General features: G+C 69.4%; 18 protein-coding genes and 1 pseudogene. 9 read left to right on the top strand and 10 right to left on the bottom strand.

The features are described 5' to 3' along the window. Positions 1–4 precede the first annotated feature (4 nt). On the top strand, positions 5–931 hold the full coding sequence (locus ACFONC_RS02430) for a histone deacetylase family protein (protein ID WP_386742021.1): 927 nt from the start codon (positions 5–7) through the stop codon (positions 929–931). Positions 932–941: 10 nt separating this feature from the next. On the opposite strand, the gene ACFONC_RS02425 is transcribed toward ACFONC_RS02430, so the two are convergent. Then, positions 942–2,132, bottom strand: coding sequence for an amidohydrolase family protein (locus tag ACFONC_RS02425; protein ID WP_386742019.1), 1,191 nt, complete (start codon positions 2,130–2,132; stop codon positions 942–944). Between the two features lie 365 nt (positions 2,133–2,497). On the opposite strand from ACFONC_RS02425, the gene lptD reads away from it, so the two are divergent. The 7 genes and pseudogenes from lptD to ACFONC_RS02390 form a co-directional block, all read left to right on the top strand. Further along, on the top strand, positions 2,498–4,900 hold the full coding sequence (lptD, locus tag ACFONC_RS02420) for an LPS assembly protein LptD (protein ID WP_386742018.1): 2,403 nt from the start codon (positions 2,498–2,500) through the stop codon (positions 4,898–4,900). Beyond that, positions 4,897–6,204, top strand: a complete 1,308-nt coding sequence (locus ACFONC_RS02415; RefSeq protein ID WP_386742017.1) for a peptidylprolyl isomerase — start codon at positions 4,897–4,899, stop codon at positions 6,202–6,204. The genes lptD and ACFONC_RS02415 overlap by 4 nt, the downstream gene beginning before the upstream one ends. A gap of 3 nt (positions 6,205–6,207) precedes the next feature. Continuing rightward, positions 6,208–7,200: a 4-hydroxythreonine-4-phosphate dehydrogenase PdxA gene (pdxA, locus tag ACFONC_RS02410; RefSeq protein ID WP_386742015.1), complete on the top strand. Its 993-nt coding sequence runs from the start codon at positions 6,208–6,210 to the stop codon at positions 7,198–7,200. Then, positions 7,197–7,553: a tRNA-binding protein gene (locus ACFONC_RS02405; protein WP_449284274.1), complete on the top strand. Its 357-nt coding sequence runs from the start codon at positions 7,197–7,199 to the stop codon at positions 7,551–7,553. Before pdxA ends, ACFONC_RS02405 begins: the two co-directional genes overlap by 4 nt. Before the next feature lie 10 nt (positions 7,554–7,563). Next, positions 7,564–8,376 (top strand): 16S rRNA (adenine(1518)-N(6)/adenine(1519)-N(6))-dimethyltransferase RsmA, encoded by an 813-nt coding sequence (rsmA, locus tag ACFONC_RS02400; RefSeq protein WP_386742014.1) that lies wholly within the window; start codon positions 7,564–7,566, stop codon positions 8,374–8,376. A 57-nt stretch (positions 8,377–8,433) separates the two neighbouring features. Next, on the top strand, positions 8,434–8,817 hold the full coding sequence (gene apaG / locus ACFONC_RS02395) for a Co2+/Mg2+ efflux protein ApaG (protein ID WP_386742013.1): 384 nt from the start codon (positions 8,434–8,436) through the stop codon (positions 8,815–8,817). A gap of 22 nt (positions 8,818–8,839) precedes the next feature. After that, positions 8,840–9,652: pseudogene (locus ACFONC_RS02390) on the top strand (symmetrical bis(5'-nucleosyl)-tetraphosphatase); the annotation flags it as partial. Positions 9,653–9,754: 102 nt separating this feature from the next. Here the strand turns inward: ACFONC_RS02390 and ACFONC_RS02385 are convergent. The 8 genes from ACFONC_RS02385 to ACFONC_RS02350 all read right to left on the bottom strand — a co-directional run bounded on the left by ACFONC_RS02385 (position 9,755) and on the right by ACFONC_RS02350 (position 15,408). Next, positions 9,755–10,261: a dihydrofolate reductase gene (locus ACFONC_RS02385; RefSeq protein WP_386742216.1), complete on the bottom strand. Its 507-nt coding sequence runs from the start codon at positions 10,259–10,261 to the stop codon at positions 9,755–9,757. 56 nt (positions 10,262–10,317) lie between these two features. After that, entirely contained in the window at positions 10,318–11,112 is a 795-nt protein-coding gene (locus tag ACFONC_RS02380) for a thymidylate synthase (RefSeq protein ID WP_386742012.1), read from the bottom strand. After that, positions 11,109–12,002, bottom strand: coding sequence for a prolipoprotein diacylglyceryl transferase (lgt, locus tag ACFONC_RS02375; RefSeq protein ID WP_386742011.1), 894 nt, complete (start codon positions 12,000–12,002; stop codon positions 11,109–11,111). The genes ACFONC_RS02380 and lgt overlap by 4 nt, the downstream gene beginning before the upstream one ends. Positions 12,003–12,086: 84 nt before the next feature. Further along, a complete protein-coding gene (locus tag ACFONC_RS02370) occupies positions 12,087–12,590 on the bottom strand; it encodes a TPM domain-containing protein (protein ID WP_386742009.1) in 504 nt (167 codons plus the stop codon). Then, complete coding sequence (locus ACFONC_RS02365; protein WP_386742215.1) at positions 12,590–13,525, bottom strand: TPM domain-containing protein; 936 nt, start codon at positions 13,523–13,525, stop codon at positions 12,590–12,592. Before ACFONC_RS02365 ends, ACFONC_RS02370 begins: the two co-directional genes overlap by 1 nt. Before the next feature lie 19 nt (positions 13,526–13,544). Further along, entirely contained in the window at positions 13,545–14,162 is a 618-nt protein-coding gene (locus ACFONC_RS02360) for a LemA family protein (protein ID WP_386742007.1), read from the bottom strand. Positions 14,163–14,225: 63 nt separating this feature from the next. Beyond that, the gene (locus ACFONC_RS02355) at positions 14,226–14,966 is read right to left on the bottom strand and encodes a TerC family protein (protein ID WP_386742006.1); all 741 of its coding nucleotides are present in this window, start codon (positions 14,964–14,966) and stop codon (positions 14,226–14,228) included. A 61-nt stretch (positions 14,967–15,027) separates the two neighbouring features. Continuing rightward, complete coding sequence (locus ACFONC_RS02350) at positions 15,028–15,408, bottom strand: diacylglycerol kinase (protein ID WP_386742004.1); 381 nt, start codon at positions 15,406–15,408, stop codon at positions 15,028–15,030. A 235-nt stretch (positions 15,409–15,643) separates the two neighbouring features. Here ACFONC_RS02350 and ACFONC_RS02345 point away from each other — a divergent pair, with 235 nt between their 5' ends. Next, entirely contained in the window at positions 15,644–16,357 is a 714-nt protein-coding gene (locus tag ACFONC_RS02345) for an SGNH/GDSL hydrolase family protein (protein ID WP_386742003.1), read from the top strand. Between the two features lie 109 nt (positions 16,358–16,466). Here ACFONC_RS02345 and ACFONC_RS02340 read toward each other — a convergent pair whose 3' ends face one another. Then, positions 16,467–17,420, bottom strand: a complete 954-nt coding sequence (locus ACFONC_RS02340; RefSeq protein ID WP_386742002.1) for an isoaspartyl peptidase/L-asparaginase family protein — start codon at positions 17,418–17,420, stop codon at positions 16,467–16,469. Positions 17,421–17,500: the final 80 nt, after the last annotated feature.

Below are 17,500 nucleotides of genomic sequence, written 5' to 3'. Positions count from 1 at the left end.
GGACATGAGCCCGCCGGTCTTCACCCATTCCGCCTGCCTCGGGCACGACACCGGTGCCGGCCATTTCGAGCGACCGCAGCGGCTGGGCGCGGTGATCGATGCACTGCGCGCAGGCATCGACGGCATCGACTGGCGCGAAGCCCCGCGCGCGACGCGCGGACAGCTTCTGCGCGTGCACGATGCCTCACTGCTTGAGGCGGTGCTCGAACAGCGCTCGGAACAACCAGTCGACCTGGATCCGGACACCGTGCTGTCGCCGCAGTCGGCCGAAGCGGCACTGCGCGCGGCCGGCGCGGGCGTGGCGGCCGTCGATGCGGTGATGGCCGGCGAGGCCCGCGCCGCGTTCTGCGCAGTCCGCCCACCCGGGCACCACGCCACCACGCACGCTGCCATGGGCTTCTGCCTGTTCAACAACGTCGCCGTCGCCGCGGCCCATGCGCTTGAGCGCCACGGGCTGTCGCGGGTGGCGATCGCCGATTTCGACGTGCACCACGGCAACGGCACCCAGGCGATCTTCGACGACGAACCGCGCGTGCAGTACCTGAGTTCGCACCAGATGCCGCTGTACCCGGACACAGGCCACCGGCACGAACGCGGCGCCGGCAACATCTTCAATGCCCCGCTTCCACCAGGCACCGGCAGCCGCGGCTTCCGGGCCGCCTGGGAAGACCGCCTGCTGCCGGCGATCGACGCGTTCCGGCCGCAGCTGCTGCTGGTCTCCGCCGGCTTCGATGCGCACTGGCGCGATCCGCTGGCGCAGCTGCAGCTCGCTGCCGACGATTACACCTGGCTCACCGGCGAACTGCGCCGGCTGGCAAGCGCACATGCGCAGGGACGCCTTGTGTCGACGCTCGAAGGCGGTTACGACCTGGACGCGCTGCGCGAATGCAGCCTTGCCCACGTGCAGGCGCTGGCCGGCCCGGCCGGCTGAGGCACGATGCTCAGCGCGCCCGTGAAGCGGCCGCCTCGAAAATCCTTTGCCCGTTCCGGAACACGTAGCGCACCTGCGTCCACGCTTCAGGGTCGCGCGCCGGGTCGCCTTCGAGCACCACCAGGTCGGCAACCATGCCGCTCTCGACCCGGCCGCGCCCGTCGCCGCCGGGCAACCGGCTCGCTGGCGCCGTGGTCAGCGCGGCGAGGATCTGGTCGAACGACAGGCCCGCGCGCCGCAGCAGTGCGAACTCGAGCGCGGGATCGTAGTCCTCGATGTAACCCACGTCGGTGCCGAACCAGATCTCGCCGCCCAGCCGCTGGTAGTCGCCGACCTCGCGCACGATGGCGGCAAGCTTCGGCTCCGGGTTGACGCTGAACAGCTTCAGCGTGGGCACCATGACCATGCCACGCTCACGCATCCGCTGCAGGTGCGAGGGCTTGAAGCCGTCCAGTTCCTCGACCGAGTGCGCCAGCACGTCGACGCCGGATTCCAGCGCCACTTCCAGCCCGCGCACGTCGGACGGATGGGTGAACACCAGCGCGCCGTGGCGATGTGCTTCCTCGACCGCCGCGGTCGCGATTTCGACCGGCATCGGCTTGGCGGCGCCGCCCCGCTCCACCCACGAACCGGTGAACAGCTTCACCACGTCGCCGTCGCCGGCAAGGTTCGCGCGCACGATCGCGGCCGCCTCGGCAGGCGTGGACGGCCGCGACAGCAGCGGCAGGAGTTCAGGCGGCAGCGCGTCGCGGACGTAGTAAGGCACGCCATCGGGCGGATACAGCGGCGACATGGCCATGAGGATGCGCGGCCCGGCGATTTCCCCGGATTCGATCCGCGCACGCAGCGGACCGGTGTCGCGGGGATCGGAGCCGGTATCGACGACGCTGGTGAACCCGTAGCGGACCAGCATCTCCTGCAGTTGCGACTGCAGGCGCGGGGCCGGCAGGCCGGCGGCGCCCGCCCACTTGGGCTCGGTGAAATGCACGTGGCTGTTCCAGAAACCGGCCAGCACCACGCCACCGCCGGCATCGATCACCGTGGCGTCTTCACCTGCGACGACTTCCGCCGCAGGTCCCACCGCGACGATCCGGTCGTCGCGAACCAGCACCGCCGCATTGTCGATCGGTGCCACGCCGGGCGCCGGGTAGACCTTGGCGCCGGTGATCAGCAACTCGGCCGCGGCGGCCGTCGACGCCATGCACAGCCAGAGCAGAACCGCGCAGAGTCCAGACGCATGATGCATGGGACGTTTCCCCGGCCAGGAAGTGGCATCGAATGCTACGGAGCGGGTCGCCGCGGGGCAAACGGGCGACGGACGACGGACGGCCGCCGCGCTCTTCCGGAGAAGCCGGGACGATGCGGCCGCATCACCGCACACTCGCCTGCCTGCACGCCGTTCTGGCGACGCGTTCAGCTTGGGTTCCATGATCCAGCGCTTTTGCCGCGCGTCCCGCGAGCCGGACGGGCAGCACGACGCCGGCTGAAGGCGCACCGGCGGCTGCATTGCCGCTACACATGCGATGCGGCAAGCTAGCGGCCGCTTTTCGCCAAACGGATGCCCGCGTGCGCCCTGTTTTCCGCCTGCTGCCGTTGCCGCTGTGCATCGCCCTCTCGCTGACCGCCCACGCCGACGACGACCGTCCGCTGGACTGGTCACTGTGCCCGGTCCAGGACGCGGTGCCGGTGTTCGCAGACGCGCCGGTCTCGACCGGCAATCCGGAAGAACGCGACCTGCAGAACACCGACCTCGCTTGCGACAGCACCGAGGGCGTGATGGGTGGCACGGTGATGTGCAGGGGCAACGTGACCCTGCAGCGCGGCGACCAGTTCCTGCATGCCGACAGCCTGAGCTTCGACGCCGAGAACAACACCTATACCGCCGACGGCAACGTTCGTTACCAGGACTCGGGCATGCGCATGGTCGCCGAGAGCGCGCACGGCAACCAGAATGCCGATACCCACCAGATCAACGATGTCCGCTACCAGCTCATCGAGCGGCGCGGCAACGGCGGCGCCGACAGCATCCGCATGGAAGGCACCCAGGGCGCGCTGATGGGGTCGACCTATTCGACCTGCCCGCCCAACGACCGCCACTGGGAGCTTCGCGCAGACCAGATCGACATCGACACCGATTCGGGCTTCGGCACCGCGCGCAACGCGACTATCCGCGTGGGCAAGGTGCCGGTGCTGTACGTGCCGTGGTTCAAGTTCCCGATCGACGACCGCCGCGTGACCGGCCTGCTCTACCCCAACATCAGCCAGTCCAACCGCAACGGCTTCGACTGGCGCCAGCCGATCTACATCAACCTTGCGCCGAACTATGACATGACCCTGGAGCCCAGGCTCATGACCAAGCGCGGGCTGATGCTCAATACGGAGTTCCGCTACCTCACGCCCACTGGCCGCGGCGAGTTCGATTTCGGCTACCTGCCCTCGGACGACCTGACCAGCCGCGACCGCGACGAGGAGCTGGCCGAGTTCATCGAGGAGGGCTACCCGCTCGAGAACCGCCGCAAGGACAATCGCGGCCGTTTCAGTTTTCTCGGCCGCCAGAACATCAACCGCACCTGGCAGGCGCGGGCGAACCTCAACTGGATCAGCGACCCGCGCTACCTCGAGGACTTCAACAACAACGTGGATTCGCTGTCGAACTACCGGGTCAACAGCGACCTGGGCGTCTATGGCCGCGGCCGCCACTGGGACGCCGGCCTGATGGCCGACTATTACCAGCTGGCCGACTACACGCTGTCCGAGCTGCGCCTGCCCTATTACCGGCTGCCGCGAGCCTACTTCAACTGGGAGCAGTCCCTGGGGCAGTGGTTCACCGCGGGCGTGCATACCGAAGCCGCGCGCTTCCAGCACATCGACGGCGAAGCTCGCCCCGGCGGCACCCGGCTCGACCTCAAGCCCTACGTCAGCATGCCGCTGGGCGGCGCGAGCTGGTTCGTCACCCCGACCCTGGCCTGGCGCTACACCGGCTACCGCCTCGACGACGAACTGGCCGAAAACCTCAACCCCGGCGATCCCGAAACCTCGCCCAGCCGCAGCACGCCGATCAGCTCGCTCGACGCCGGGCTGTACTTCGACCGCAACATCCGGTTCCGCGGAGAGGACTACGTCAACACCCTGGAGCCGCGGCTGTTCTACCTCAACGTGCCCTACCGCAACCAGGACAACCTGCCGATCTTCGACACCGGCCCGATGACCTTCAGCTGGGGCCAGCTGTTCCGCGACAACCGCTTCTCCGGAGCCGACCGCCAGGCCGATGCCAACCAGCTGACCCTGGCGGTGACCAGCCGCCTGATCCGCGAATCCGATGGCCGCGAGAAGCTGGCGGTGAGCCTGGGGCAGATCCAGTACTTCGACGACTCGCGGGTCGGGCTGAGCTCCAGCACGCCCGTACTCGAAAGCGGCCGCTCGGCCTGGGTCGCCGACACCACCTACGCGGTCAACGACCGCTGGAGCATCGGCGCCTCGTACCAGTGGGATCCCAAGTTCGGCCGCGAAGACCTGGCCAGCCTGCGCACCCGCTACCTGATCGGCGACGACGGCATCGTCAACTTCAGCTACCGCTACCGCCGCGACGCCAGGAACGGTGAAGACCTGCTCGAACAGGCCGACCTGTCGTTCCTCTACCCGGTCAGCCCGTCCTGGAGCCTGGTGGGCCGCTATTACTACTCGATCCAGGACAAGCAGATGCTCGAAGGCATCGCCGGCGTGCAGTGGGACAGCTGCTGCCTGGCCGCGCGACTGGTCGCCCGCCGCTACGTTCGCAACCGCACCGGCGAGATGAACGACGCCATCCAGCTGGAGATCGAACTCAAGGGCCTGGGCTCGGCCGGACCGGACACGGAGAGCCGTTTGCGCCGTGCTATTCTCGGCTATTACCGCGAGGACCTCTACCTCGTACCGCCGCCGGAAGTCCGCAGCGGCGACGACGACGACTCTCCCTACGACTCCCCATGAAGACACTCATCGCCCCCTTCCTTGCCGCTGCCCTGCTGTTGGGCACGGCGGCGCACGCGCAGCAGGTGCAGCCGCTCGACCGCATCGTCGCCGTCGTCGACGAGGACGTGATCCTGCAGAGCGAACTCGACCTGGCGCTCAACAACGTGCTGGCCCAGTACGCCGGCCGCGAGGACCAGCTGCCGCCGCGCGAGATCCTGCAGCGGCAGGTGCTCGAACGCCTGGTCCTGGTGCACCTGCAGACCGCCCGCGCCGGTGAAATGGGCGTCCGGGTCGGCGACGAGGAGATCGACAACGCCATCTCCAACATCGCCGCGCAGAACAGGCTCACCCCGGACCAGCTGCGCCAGCAGCTGGCCAGCGACGGCATGTCCTACGATGATTTCCGCCGCTCGCTGCGCGACGAACTCCTGAGCCAGCGGCTGCGGCAGCGGTTCGCGCAGACCCGGATCAGCGTCAGCGAGGCGGAAGTGGATGCCGCCCTGGCCTCGCAGACCGGCGAGCAGTACCACCTGGCCCACATCCTGGTCGCGCTGCCCGACGGCGCCACGCCCGAGCAGATCGCAACCGGCCAGCAGAAGATCGACGGCATCAAGGGCCTGCTCGACAAGGGCGAGATGACCTTCGCCGCTGCGGCCGTGCGCTATTCGGACAGCCCGAACGCGCTGGAAGGCGGCGACCTGGGCTGGCGCAGCCTCGACGAGATCCCGGCGGCGTTCGCCAACACCATCCGCACCCTGCAGAAGGGACAGTTGGTCGGCCCCATCCGCGGCCCCAGCGGCTTCCAGCTGCTGCAGCTGGTCGACACGCGCAGCACCGACCAGGCGGCCGCGCAGAGCGTCACCCAGTACCGCGCGCGCCACATCCTGGTGCGCAGCGAGGGCGACGACGACGCGGCCAAGGCCAGGATCGACACCCTGCGCGCGCGCATCGCCGGCGGCGCGGACTTCGCCGAAGTGGCCAAGGAAAACTCGGACGACACCTTCAGCAAGGACAAGGGCGGCGAGCTGGGCTGGTTCACGCAGGACCAGTTCGGGCCGGAGTTCGGCGCACAGGTCGCAGGCCTGCAGGACGGCGGGGTTTCGGCGCCGTTCAAGACCCAGGCCGGCTGGCACATCGTCCAGCGCGAGGAAACCCGCCAGACGGACGTCACCGACGACAACCGCCGGGCACAGATGCGCGAGCGCATCGGCCAGCGCAAGCTCGAGGACGAATGGAACCGCTTCCTGCGCGAGATGCGCGGCGAGGCCTACGTCGACATCCGCACCGGCAACCAGGCGGCCGCGGGCGGCAACGGCGGCTGATCGATGCGTCCCCGGCTCGCGCTGGTCCCGGGCGAACCGGCCGGCGTCGGGCCGGAACTGTGCATCCGCGCGATGCACCGCCTCCATGATGCCGACATCGTCGTGTTCGGCGACCGCGACGCGCTGTCGCAGGCCGCCGATCGCATCGGCCTGCCGGTTTCCTTCGCCGATGCCGGCGCAGTCGTTGCCGCGCCCGGCACGATCCGCATCATCGACATCCCGAACGCCGCCCCGGCGACGCCCGGCACGCCCGATCCCCGCAACGCCGCGGCGGTGATCTCGGCGCTCGAGGGCGCGGCCGCGGCCTGCATCGCGGGCACCTTCGACGGCCTGGTCACCGGCCCCGTGCACAAGGCCAGCATCAACGCAGGCGGCATCGCCTACACCGGAACCACCGGGCTGCTGGCGCGGCATGCCGGCCGCGAGGTGGTGATGATGCTGGCCAACGACATCGTGCGCGTTGCGCTGGCCACCATCCACCTGCCGCTGCGCGAAGTCGCCGACGCGATCACGCCCGCGGGGCTGGAACGCACGCTGCGCATCACGCATGCGGCGCTGCGCGAAGACTTCGGCATCGCCGCGCCGGTGATCGCCGTGCTCGGCCTCAACCCGCACGCCGGAGAAGCCGGGCACCTGGGGCGCGAGGAGATCGAAGTCATCGAGCCCGTCCTCGAGCGCCTGCGCGGCGAAGGCATGGCACTGAACGGCCCGCTGCCGGCAGACACCGCCTTCCTGCCGGCAAAACTGGAAGGCTTCGACGCGGTGCTGGCGATGTACCACGACCAGGGCCTGCCGGTACTCAAGTACAGCGGCTTCGAGCGCGCCGTGAACCTCACCCTCGGCCTGCCCTACCCGCGCGTCGCGGTTGACCACGGCACCGCGCTGGACCTGGCCGGCAAGGGCACCGCCGATCCGTCGAGCCTGCTGGCCGCCATCGACACCTGCACGCAACTGGCGCGGCAACGCCAGGGCGCACACCGTGGAATCACCCCATGAAGCCGGTACCCGACATGCAGCAAATCCACTGGGACGACTTCACCAAGGTCGAACTGCGCGTCGGCCGCGTGCTGTCCGCCGAACCGTTTCCCGAAGCGCGCAAGCCGGCCTACATCCTGCGGGTCGACTTCGGCCCCGGCATCGGCATGCGCAAGTCCAGCGCGCAGGTCACCGCGCACTACCGGCCGGAGGAGCTGGTCGGCCGGCTGGTCGTGGCCGTGGTCAATTTCCCGGACAAGCAGATCGGGCCGCTGATGTCCGAATGCCTGGTCACCGGCTTCCACGACGTCGACGGCAACGTCGCCCTGTGCGTGCCGGACCGCGACGTGCCGCTCGGCACGAAGCTGCTGTGAGCACCCGCGCATGAGCCGGCACGCAGGCGACAGCTTCCACGCGCCACCGAAGAAATCCCTCGGCCAGCACTTCCTGCACGAGCGTGGCGTGGTCGACCGGATCATCCATGCCGTCGACCCGAAGCCGGGCGACCGGCTGGTCGAGATCGGCCCCGGCCAGGGCGCGATGACCTTCCCGTTGCTCGACCACCACGGCGCGCTCACGGCAATCGAATTCGACCGCGACCTGCTGCAGCCGCTCGCCGCCGCCGCGCGCGCGCACGGCGAACTCACCCTGGTCCATGCCAACGTGCTCGACGTCGACTTCACCGCGCTCGCCGCCGGCACGCCGATCCGCCTGGTCGGCAACCTGCCCTACAACCTGTCGTCGCCGATCCTGTTCCATGCCCTCGATCATGCGGCCGCGGTGCACGACATGCATTTCATGCTGCAGAAGGAGGTCGTCGAGCGCGCGGCCGCCGGCCCCGGCAGCAAGGTCTATGGCCGCCTGAGCGTGATGCTGCAGGCCTTCTGCGAGGTCACCTCGCTGTTCACCGTCGGCCCGGGCGCGTTCCGGCCGCCGCCGAAGGTGGATTCGGCGGTGATGCGGCTGGTCCCGCGCGACACCGCGCGGATCGGCATCGACGACCGCCGGCGCTTCGCCGACATCGTCCGCGCCGCCTTCGGCCAGCGCCGCAAGACCCTGCGCAATGCGCTGCGGGCGGTTTGCGACGAAGGCGCCATGCGCGCCGCCGGCGTCGACCCGCAGGCCCGCGCCGAACAGCTGGAAGTGGGCGATTTCGTGCGCCTGGCAAACGTGGTGGCGCCGGAAGCCGAAAGCTGACGCGCACCCACGCCCGCCGTAGTCCATGTATTCACCGCGACCCCTTACACTGTCGCCATGGACGAAACAGCGGACTACACCCTCGAAATCCAGATCGCGACCCGGTTCCTCGACGAGGAATCCGAGCCCGACGACGACCGCTACGTGTTCGCCTACACGATCCGCATCCGCAACCTCGGCCGCCTGCCGGCGCAACTGCTCGCCCGGCACTGGGTGATCACCGATGCCAACGGCAGGGTCGAGGAGGTCCGCGGCGAGGGCGTGGTCGGCGAGCAGCCGCGGATCGAGCCCGGCGAACAGTTCACCTATACCTCCGGCGCGGTGCTGGCCACCGCGGTGGGCACCATGGAAGGCAGCTACGACATGGTCGGCGACGACGGCACGCAGTTCGATGCACCGATCCCGCCGTTCACCCTTTCGATGCCGCGGACGCTGCATTGAGGCACGGCACGGTGGCGGCGGCATGAGCATCTGGGCCATCGGCGACCTGCAGGGTTGCCTCGAACCGACGCAGCGCCTGCTCGACAAGATCGCCTTCGACCCGGCGCGTGACCGGCTGTGGTTCTGCGGCGACCTGGTCAACCGCGGCGGCGAGTCGCTGGAAACGCTGCGCCTGGTGCACTCGCTGCGTGACAACGCAGTCAGCGTGCTGGGCAACCACGACCTGTCGCTGCTGGCGATCGCCGAGCGTCGCGAGGAGGACCAGCGCAAGGTCAACCCCGACCTGCGCCGCGTGCTGTTCGCGCCCGATCGCGACGTGCTGCTCGACTGGCTGCGCATGCAGCCGCTGGCGCACGTCGACCGCGACCTGGGCTGGATGATGATCCATGCCGGCCTGGCGCCGAAGTGGACGACGCAGCTGGCCGAGAAGCACGCGCGCGAGGTCGAGTCGCGGCTGCGCAACGGCAGCTACCGCAAGCTGTTCAAGCAGATGTACGGCGACCGGCCGGCGTGGTCGCCCGGCCTCAATGGCCTGGACCGCGAGCGCGCGATCATCAACATCTTCACCCGCATGCGCTACTGCACGCCGCGCGGGCGGATCGCGTTCGAGGAGAAGAACACCCCCGGCACGCAGCAACCCGGCCTGTATCCCTGGTACGAAGTGCCCGGCCGCGCCGAGCGCGACCTGAAGATCGTCTGCGGCCACTGGAGCGCACTGGGCCTGTTCATCGGCCACGGCGTGCACGCCATCGACACCGGCGCGGTCTGGGGCGGCAAGCTCACCGCGCTGCAGCTGGACACCGACGAACTGCGCGTGGTGCAGGTCCCCGGCCGGTCGTAGGTCGGGGCTACGCCCCCGACGGCCCGCGAACCATCGCACGGCCGTTGAAGGTTGTCCGATAACCGGGGTAAGAGCCGTCGGGGACGTAGCCCCGACCTACGGCTGCGCCGCCTTGGCCTGCCGGTGGTAATCGACGAACTCGAAGCCGAAGGCATGCCGGCCGTCCGCCGCGTGCCGCTCGCGCGATACCTCGCACCACGCATCCCGGTCGAACACGGGAAAGAACGCGTCCGCGCCTTCGACCGCCGTGTCGACAAGCGTCAGGTGCAGCACCGTCGCCAGCGGCAGCGCCAGCGCATACACCTGCGCACCGCCGATCACGCACAGCTCGCCCGCGCCATCCTCTTCGGCCGCGCGCAACGCCGCCTCCATCGACGCCACCGCCTCCATGCCCGCGAACGGCACGCGTCCGCCGCGCGTCAGCACCAGGTTGCGGCGCCCCGGCAGCGCTCGGCCCAGCGACTCGGCGGTCTTGCGCCCCATCAGGATCGGCTTGCCCAGCGTCAGCGCCTTGAAATGGCGGAAGTCGTCCGGCAGGTGCCACGGCATCGCGTTGCCACGGCCGATCGCCAGGTTCCGGTCCACCGCCGCGACCAGCGCGATCCGCGGCGCGTGCGGGGCTTCCGATTCCCGATTCCCGATTCCCGATTCCCGGCCGTTCACACCGCCACCGGCGCCTTGATCGCCGGCAGCGGGTCGTAGCCTTCGATCGCGATGTCGTCGTAGCTGAACCCGAAGATGTCGCGTACTTCAGGGTTGAGCTTCAACGTCGGCAGCGCGCGCGGTGTCCGCGACAGCTGCTCGCGCGCCTGTTCGTAGTGGTTGGAGTACAGGTGCGCGTCGCCGAGCGTGTGCACGAAGTCGCCCACGCTCAGCCCCGTGACCTGCGCCACCATGTGCGTGAGCAGCGCATAGCTGGCGATGTTGAACGGCACGCCGAGGAAGATGTCGCCGCTGCGCTGGTAGAGCTGGCAGCTGAGCTTGCCGTCGACGACGTAGAACTGGAACATCGTGTGGCAGGGCATCAGCGCCATGCGCGGCAGGTCGGCCACGTTCCAGGCCGACACGATCAGCCGCCGTGAATCCGGATTGCGCCGGATCTCGTCGACCAGCCACTGGATCTGGTCGACCTCGTCGCCGTCGCCGGTCGCCCAGCGCCGCCACTGCTTGCCGTACACCGGGCCGAGTTCGCCGTCCGCGTCGGCCCACTCGTCCCAGATCGAGACCTTGTTGTCCTTGAGGTAGGCGATGTTGGTCTCGCCCTTCAGGAACCACAGCAGCTCATGCACGATCGAGCGCAGGTGCAGCTTCTTGGTCGTGACCAGCGGGAAGCCTTCGCCCAGGTCGAAGCGCATCTGCCAGCCGAACACGCTGCGCGTGCCGGTGCCGGTGCGGTCGGCTTTCTCGGCACCGTGTTCGAGCACGTGGCGCAGCAGGTCGAGGTATTGCCTCATGTCGCATCCGCCTGCGTCTGTGGGGCCGGCTGCGGCTGCAGCGTCGGCGCGCGCCGCGACATCCACAGCCATGCCAAGCCGATCAGGATCAGCGGCAGGCTCAACACCTGCCCCATCGTCAGCCAGCCGAAGGCGAGATAGCCGATCTGCGCATCGGGCAGGCGCACGAACTCCACCGCGAACCGGAACACGCCGTACAGCAGCGCGAACATCCCCGCCACCGCGTAGCGCGGACGCGGCTTGCGCGAGTACCACCACAGGATGCAGAACATCGCCAGGCCTTCCAGCCCGGCCTGGTAAAGCTGCGATGGATGGCGCGCAAACGCGTCCAGCGCGCCGGACTCGAACTGCGCGCGCAGCGCCGCCGGATCCAGGCCCAGCCGCCACACTTCAGGCGCCTGCGGGAACACCACGCCCCAGCCGCCTTCGGTGAACTTGCCCCACAGCTCGCCGTTGATGTAGTTGCCCAGCCGGCCGAAGCCCAGCCCCGGCGGCACCAGCGGCGCGATGAAATCGGCGACGTCGAAAAAGTGCAGCCCGTGCTTGCGCGACCACCACCACGCTGCGGCCACCACCCCCAGCAGGCCGCCGTGGAAGCTCATCCCGCCTTCCCAGATCTTGAACACCTGCAGAGGATCGGCGATGTACGTCGACAGGTCGTAGAACAGGATGTAGCCGATGCGCCCGCCCAGCATCACGCCGAGCAGCCCGTAGAACATCAGGTCGCCGAAGGCGTTGGCATCCACGCCCGGCAGGCGCCCGGCACGCACGCGGCGCTGGCCCAGGTACCACGCCACCGCGAATCCGAGCAGGTACATGAGCCCGTACCAGTGCACGGCCAGCGGCCCGAGCTGGAGGGCGATCGGATCGATCTGGTTCAGTTGCAGCATCGGGTGCCTGGCTCCGGATTCGTTGCGCCTATTGTGCCGCGGCGCGCAGGCCGGTGCTTGTCCTGTCCGCGTCGCCGGCCGCCGTCAAAGCAGGTGCGGCGGGTCAGGCAGTTCGTTCTCGTCGGTGTCGCCGGGCGCGCGCGGGAAATGCAGCGCGAGCAGGTCCGAGATCGACGCGATGCCGCGCACGACCGCCTCGACCGGCTCGCCCGCGCGCAGGCGCTCCTCCATCAATATGCAGGCGCCGCGCCATTGTTCCTCGCTCACCAGCCCGGCAAGGCCGCGATCGGCCACGATCTCGATGCGGTGGTCGGCCAGCAGCAGATAGACCAGCACGCCGTTGTTGGCCTGCGTATCCCACACCCGCAGCTGGCCGTAAACGTCATGCGCGCGTTCCCTCGCCTGCACGCCACGCAACACCTGCCACACCGGCAGGGCCGGCTCGACCGCAAAGCAGATCTCGCCGCGATGCCGCGCTTCGCCCTCGGCCACCGCCTCCGCGATGCGCTGCAGCCCGGCTTCGGGATACATCCCGGCCGCCGGGCCGGCGAACAGATGACGCAGCAGCCGAGTGAAACGGTTGGCCATCACCAGCTCCCCGAGGCGCCACCGCCCCCGCTCATGCCGCCGCCGCCCGACCACCCGCCTCCGCCGCCGAAGCCGCCACCCGATCCGCCGCCCCACCCACCACCACCGAAACCACCGCCGCCCCAGCCCCCGCCCCCGCCGAAGCCGCCCCAGCCGCCGTGGCGCGCGTAGCGCCCGGACGGCAGCCTGAGCAGGCCGTAGAAAAATCCGAGCAGCGCCGCCATCGCGCCCAGCGCGAGCAGCGACGACATCAGCCACGCCACGCCGCCGGCGGCACCGCCGGTGAGCACTCCACGCACCCCGGCCGGCGTGCGCCCGGCCACGCCGCGCATGAAGCTGGCGGCGATGAAGGCGGCGAACAGCGCGAACAGCCAGCCGCCGCCATCGCCCTCGCCGCTGCCGCGGTTGTCGGCGATCGGCTCGGGCAGCGGCTCCCCGTCGACAAGTTGCACCAGCACCGCGGTCGCGTCGACGATGCCGCCGCCGTAGTCGCCGGCGCGGAACTTCGGCGCCATGTATTCCTGGATGATGCGGCCGGCGGTGATGTCGGGGATCGCGCCCTCCAGGCCGTAGCCGGGCTGGATGCGCACGCGGCGGTCATCCTTGGCCACCACCAGCAACACCGCGTCGTCGACGCCCTGGCGGCCGAGCTTCCACTGGTCGAACACTCGCTGCGTGTATTGCTCGATCGACTCGGGCTGCGTGCTCGGCACCATCAGCACCTGCAGCTGGCTGCCCTTGCGTTGCTGCAGCGCAAGCGCCTGCTGTTCGAGCTGCTGCTTCTGCGCAGGCTCCAGCGTGCCGGTGGTATCGACCACCGGCGAGTCCAGCGGCGGGATCGCCGCAAGCTGCTGCGCGCGCGCCTGCGGCCATGGCATGGCCACCAGCGCCAATGCCAGCAGCAGCCCGCTGGCCGGACCCGGCCGTGGCAGCATCATCCCGGCCCGTGCCGGTTCAATTGGCCGGCTGCGGCGGCGGCTGTTGCTGCGGTGCTGCCGGCGCCTGTCCGAAGTCGACCGTGGGCGCCTGCTGGATCGCGCGCTCGTCCTCGACCGTGAAGTTCGGCTTGGGCTTGTAGCCGAACACCATCGCGACCAGGTTCTGAGGGAACGAGCGGATATAGGTGTTGTAGTCCTGCACCACCTGGATGTAGCGGCCACGCGCCACGGTGATCCGGTTCTCGGTGCCCTCGAGCTGGGTCTGCAGGTCGAGGAACGCCTGGTCGGCCTTGAGGTTGGGGTAGTTCTCCACCACCACCATCAGCCGCTGCAGCGCGCTCGACAGCTCGCCCTGCGCCTGCTGGAACGAGGCCAGCGAGGCCGGGTCGTCGGCGTTGACGTTGACCTGGCCGACCCTGGCGCGCGCTTCGGTCACCTGGGTCAGCACCTGCTGCTCGTGCGACGAGTAGCCCTTGACCGTGTTGACCAGGTTGGGGATCAGGTCGGCGCGGCGCTTGTACTGGTTGAGCACCTCGGACCAGCCGGCCTTGACCGCCTCGTCCTTCTGCTGGATCTGGTTGTAGCCGCAGCCGCTGAGCAGCGCGGCAAGCACCATCAACAGGATCAATCGCATGGCCCGGCTCCGTGGAAGGACGCCGGCATTGCAGCACTCCGGGGCGGGCAGCGCAATGCCTGCTCAGGCCTGCTCGCCGCGCAGCCGCGCGCGGCGCTTGGCCCACAGGTTCAGCGATTCCACCGCGGCCGAGAAGCCCATCGCGCCGTAGATGTAGCCCTTGGGCATGTGCAGGCCGAGGCCGTCGACGAGCAGGTAGGCGCCGATCAGCACGATGAAGGCCAGCGCCAGCATCTTGATCGTCGGGTTGTTGTCGATGAAGTGGCCCAGCGGGCGCGCGGCCAGCAGCATCACCGCCACCGCCAGCAGGATCGCGGCGACCATCACCGGCACGTACTGGTCGGCCATGCCGACCGCGGCGATCACCGAGTCGAGCGAGAACACGATGTCGATGACCGCGATCTGCGCGATCACCGCGCCGAAGGTCGCCACCGGCTTGGTGTGGATGTCCTCCGACTCGTCTTCGCCGGCGACCAGGTCGCGGATCTCCATCGTGCCCTTCACCAGCAGGAACACGCCACCGAGGATCAGCACCAGGTCGCGCACCGAAACGCCGTGGCCGAAGACGGTGAACAGGTCCTGCTTCATGTGCGCCAGGTAGGCCAGCGTGAGCAGCAGCGCGATGCGGGTCAGGCAGGCCACCGCGATGCCGAACTTGCGCGCCCGTTCGCGCTGCTGCGGCGGCAGCCGGCTGACCGCGATCGAAATGAACACCAGGTTGTCGATGCCCAGCACGATCTCGATCGAACTCAACGTCAACAGCAGGATCCACACCTGCGGATCGGCCAGCAATTCCCAACTCATCAATCGAATTCCTTCAACGGTGGTACGAATATTTCCTGCAAGGCGCGCGGGTCCGGTGGCGTCACGTCCAGCGCGGCGCCAGGATCAGCCCCCAGCACAGCAGCACGTTCATCATCATCACGAACACCGCGGCCGAGCCCATGTCCTTGGCGCGCCCGGCCAGTTCGTGGTGCTCGGGGCCGTAGCGCTCGATCACCGCCTCGACCGCGGAGTTCAGCAGTTCCACGCCCAGCACCAGCAGCATCGAGCCGATCATCAGTGCGCGTTCGACGCCGCTGTCGCCGAGCCACAGGGCCAACGGCGCGAGCAGCACGAACAGGTAGACCTCGAGCCGGAACGACGACTCGTGCAGCCAGGCCGCGCGCAGGCCCTGCATGGACCAGACCGTGGCCTTGAGGATCCGCGCCGGACCGCGCGGAAGATGGCCGACTTCGTCCGCCACCTCAGCACCCGCCAACGATGCGCGGCCACCGGCACGTTGCGACGGGACGTCGGCCGGCTGGGGCGGGTACGGGGATCAACTGCATGAATGACGATGGCTGCCGCGGCCGCGCGGGCCGGAATCCCGCAATTTTGCCATACGAACCGTGACAAACGGCCTTGACCGCCCCGATGGCGCGATTTGCAATCGGGCCGGGGCATTGCTCCACTGAACTGCCCCGTCCCGAGGAAAACCCATGCGATCCGCCCGCCTGGCCCTTCTCCTGCTCTCAGCCCTGCTGACGGGCTGCACGAGCCCGGGCCCCACCGGCCAGGCCGCCGCGGCGCCTGCAGACGTGACCGCGGCGCTGGACCCGGTTTCGTCGCCGCAATGGGCCACCGACATGGCCCGTTTCGCCGCACAGGACGCCGACCAGCCGCCGCCGGCGCACCCGGTCGTGTTCACCGGCAGCTCCTCGGTGCGGATGTGGGCGACCCTGGCGGCCGATTTCCCGCGGCAGCCGGTGCTGAACCGCGGTTTCGGCGGCTCGCAGCTGCGCGACGCGATCTGGTACGCCGATCAGGTCGCGGTGCGCTACCAGCCGCGCCGCATCGTGCTGTACGCGGGCGACAACGACATCGACGCCGGGCGTACGCCCGAACAGGTGCGCGACGATTTCCGCGCCTTCGTTGCACGCATCCGCCGCGACCTGCCCGAAGTGCCGATCGCGTACCTGTCGATCAAGCCCAGCCCCGCGCGCATCGACCAGCTGCCGGCGCAGCAGCGGGCCAACTCGCTGGTCAAGGTCGAGGCGGCGCAGATGGAGGACGTCGACTTCATCGACGTCGCCACGCCCATGCTCGATGCCGAAGGCCGGCCGCGCGCCGAACTGTTCGGCGACGACAACCTGCACATGAATGCCCGCGGCTACGAGCTGTGGCGCGGGATCGTGGCGCCGTATCTGCGCTGACTTCGCATCGGGGGTGCGCGCGCCACGTGGCCGTAGATCGAGGCTACGCCCCCGACGCCCGCGGTGGCCTACGGTCGGGTTCGCGGGGTGTCGGGGGCGTAGCCCCGACCTACTCGCGGAAGATCGCGGTGCCGCGGGTGCCGTCGGGGCGGATCCAGCCGCGGTACATCCCCGAGGTGTTGAACGACATCACGACGTTGCCGGCGCGGTCGAGCGCGATCGCGCCGCCGTCGCCGCCCAGCGTCGGCACTGCGCGAAGGATCACGTCATCGATCGCATCCTGCAGCGTGTCGCCGCGGTATTCCACGCGCGCGGCGATGTCGTGGGCCACGGCGCAGCGGATGAAGAACTCGCCCCAGCCGGTGCCGGACACGCCGCAGCGCTCGTCCGCCCAGGTGCCGGCGCCGACCAGCGGCGTGTCGCCGACGCGACCCCAGCGCTTGTTGGTCATGCCGCCGGTGGAGGTAGCCGTGGCGATTCGGCCTTGCGCATCCAACGCCACCGCGCCGATGGTGCCGAAGTACTTGCCCTTGAGATCGCCCGCGTTGCCGGCGTCGGCGCGTTCGCGCGCCTGCGCCTGCTCGAGTTCGCGGCGGCGATGCGGGGTGTCGAAATACGCGTTCGGCACGCGCTCGATATCTGCGCGCGTGTCGGCGAAGGCTTCCGCGCCTGCGCCGATCAGCATCACGTGCGGCGAGTGCTCCATCACCGCGCGCGCCAGCGAGACGGGATTCCGGATCGTGGTCACGCCGGCCACGGCGCCGGCGCGGCGGGTGTGGCCTTCCATCACCGAGGCGTCGAGCTCGTGCCGGCCTTCGGCATCGAAGACCGCGCCGTGCCCGGCGTTGAAGCGCGGCGAGTCCTCCAGCGCCCGTGCCGCGGCCTCGACCGCATCCAGCGCGCTGCCGCCGCTGGCGAGCACGGCATGGCCTGCGTCGAGCGCGGCGTCGAGTCCGGCGCGGATGTCGCGCTCGTCGTCGGCACCGAGCTGGTCGCGTTCGATCACGCCGGCGCCGCCGTGGATGACCAGCGCAGTGGGACGGGAATGCGTCTTTCTTTCCATCACTGAAGAATAAGCGATCCGTAGGTCGGGGCTACGCCCCCGACACCGCGCCACGAGACATCGCCACGCGGTAAAGCCAT

Origin of the sequence: Luteimonas soli, from assembly GCF_042648865.1 — a bacterium.
Taxonomy (GTDB): domain Bacteria; phylum Pseudomonadota; class Gammaproteobacteria; order Xanthomonadales; family Xanthomonadaceae; genus Luteimonas; species Luteimonas soli.
This window is presented reverse-complemented; position numbering and strand designations above follow the sequence as displayed.

Bases quoted from the DNA above. Each gene is read 5' to 3' on its own strand.
- ACFONC_RS02430 (WP_386742021.1), top strand. From the start codon at position 5: ATGAGCCCGCCGGTCTTCACCCATTCCGCCTGCCTCGGGCACGACACC.
- ACFONC_RS02425 (WP_386742019.1), bottom strand. From the start codon at position 2,132: ATGGCGTCGACGGCCGCCGCGGCCGAGTTGCTGATCACCGGCGCCAAG.
- ACFONC_RS02415 (WP_386742017.1), top strand. From the start codon at position 4,897: ATGAAGACACTCATCGCCCCCTTCCTTGCCGCTGCCCTGCTGTTGGGC.
- pdxA (WP_386742015.1), top strand. From the start codon at position 6,208: ATGCGTCCCCGGCTCGCGCTGGTCCCGGGCGAACCGGCCGGCGTCGGG.
- ACFONC_RS02405 (WP_449284274.1), top strand. From the start codon at position 7,197: ATGAAGCCGGTACCCGACATGCAGCAAATCCACTGGGACGACTTCACC.
- rsmA (WP_386742014.1), top strand. From the start codon at position 7,564: ATGAGCCGGCACGCAGGCGACAGCTTCCACGCGCCACCGAAGAAATCC.
- apaG (WP_386742013.1), top strand. From the start codon at position 8,434: ATGGACGAAACAGCGGACTACACCCTCGAAATCCAGATCGCGACCCGG.
- ACFONC_RS02380 (WP_386742012.1), bottom strand. From the start codon at position 11,112: ATGAGGCAATACCTCGACCTGCTGCGCCACGTGCTCGAACACGGTGCC.
- lgt (WP_386742011.1), bottom strand. From the start codon at position 12,002: ATGCTGCAACTGAACCAGATCGATCCGATCGCCCTCCAGCTCGGGCCG.
- ACFONC_RS02370 (WP_386742009.1), bottom strand. From the start codon at position 12,590: ATGGCCAACCGTTTCACTCGGCTGCTGCGTCATCTGTTCGCCGGCCCG.
- ACFONC_RS02365 (WP_386742215.1), bottom strand. From the start codon at position 13,525: ATGCTGCCACGGCCGGGTCCGGCCAGCGGGCTGCTGCTGGCATTGGCG.
- ACFONC_RS02360 (WP_386742007.1), bottom strand. From the start codon at position 14,162: ATGCGATTGATCCTGTTGATGGTGCTTGCCGCGCTGCTCAGCGGCTGC.
- ACFONC_RS02355 (WP_386742006.1), bottom strand. From the start codon at position 14,966: ATGAGTTGGGAATTGCTGGCCGATCCGCAGGTGTGGATCCTGCTGTTG.
- ACFONC_RS02345 (WP_386742003.1), top strand. From the start codon at position 15,644: ATGCGATCCGCCCGCCTGGCCCTTCTCCTGCTCTCAGCCCTGCTGACG.
- ACFONC_RS02340 (WP_386742002.1), bottom strand. From the start codon at position 17,420: ATGGAAAGAAAGACGCATTCCCGTCCCACTGCGCTGGTCATCCACGGC.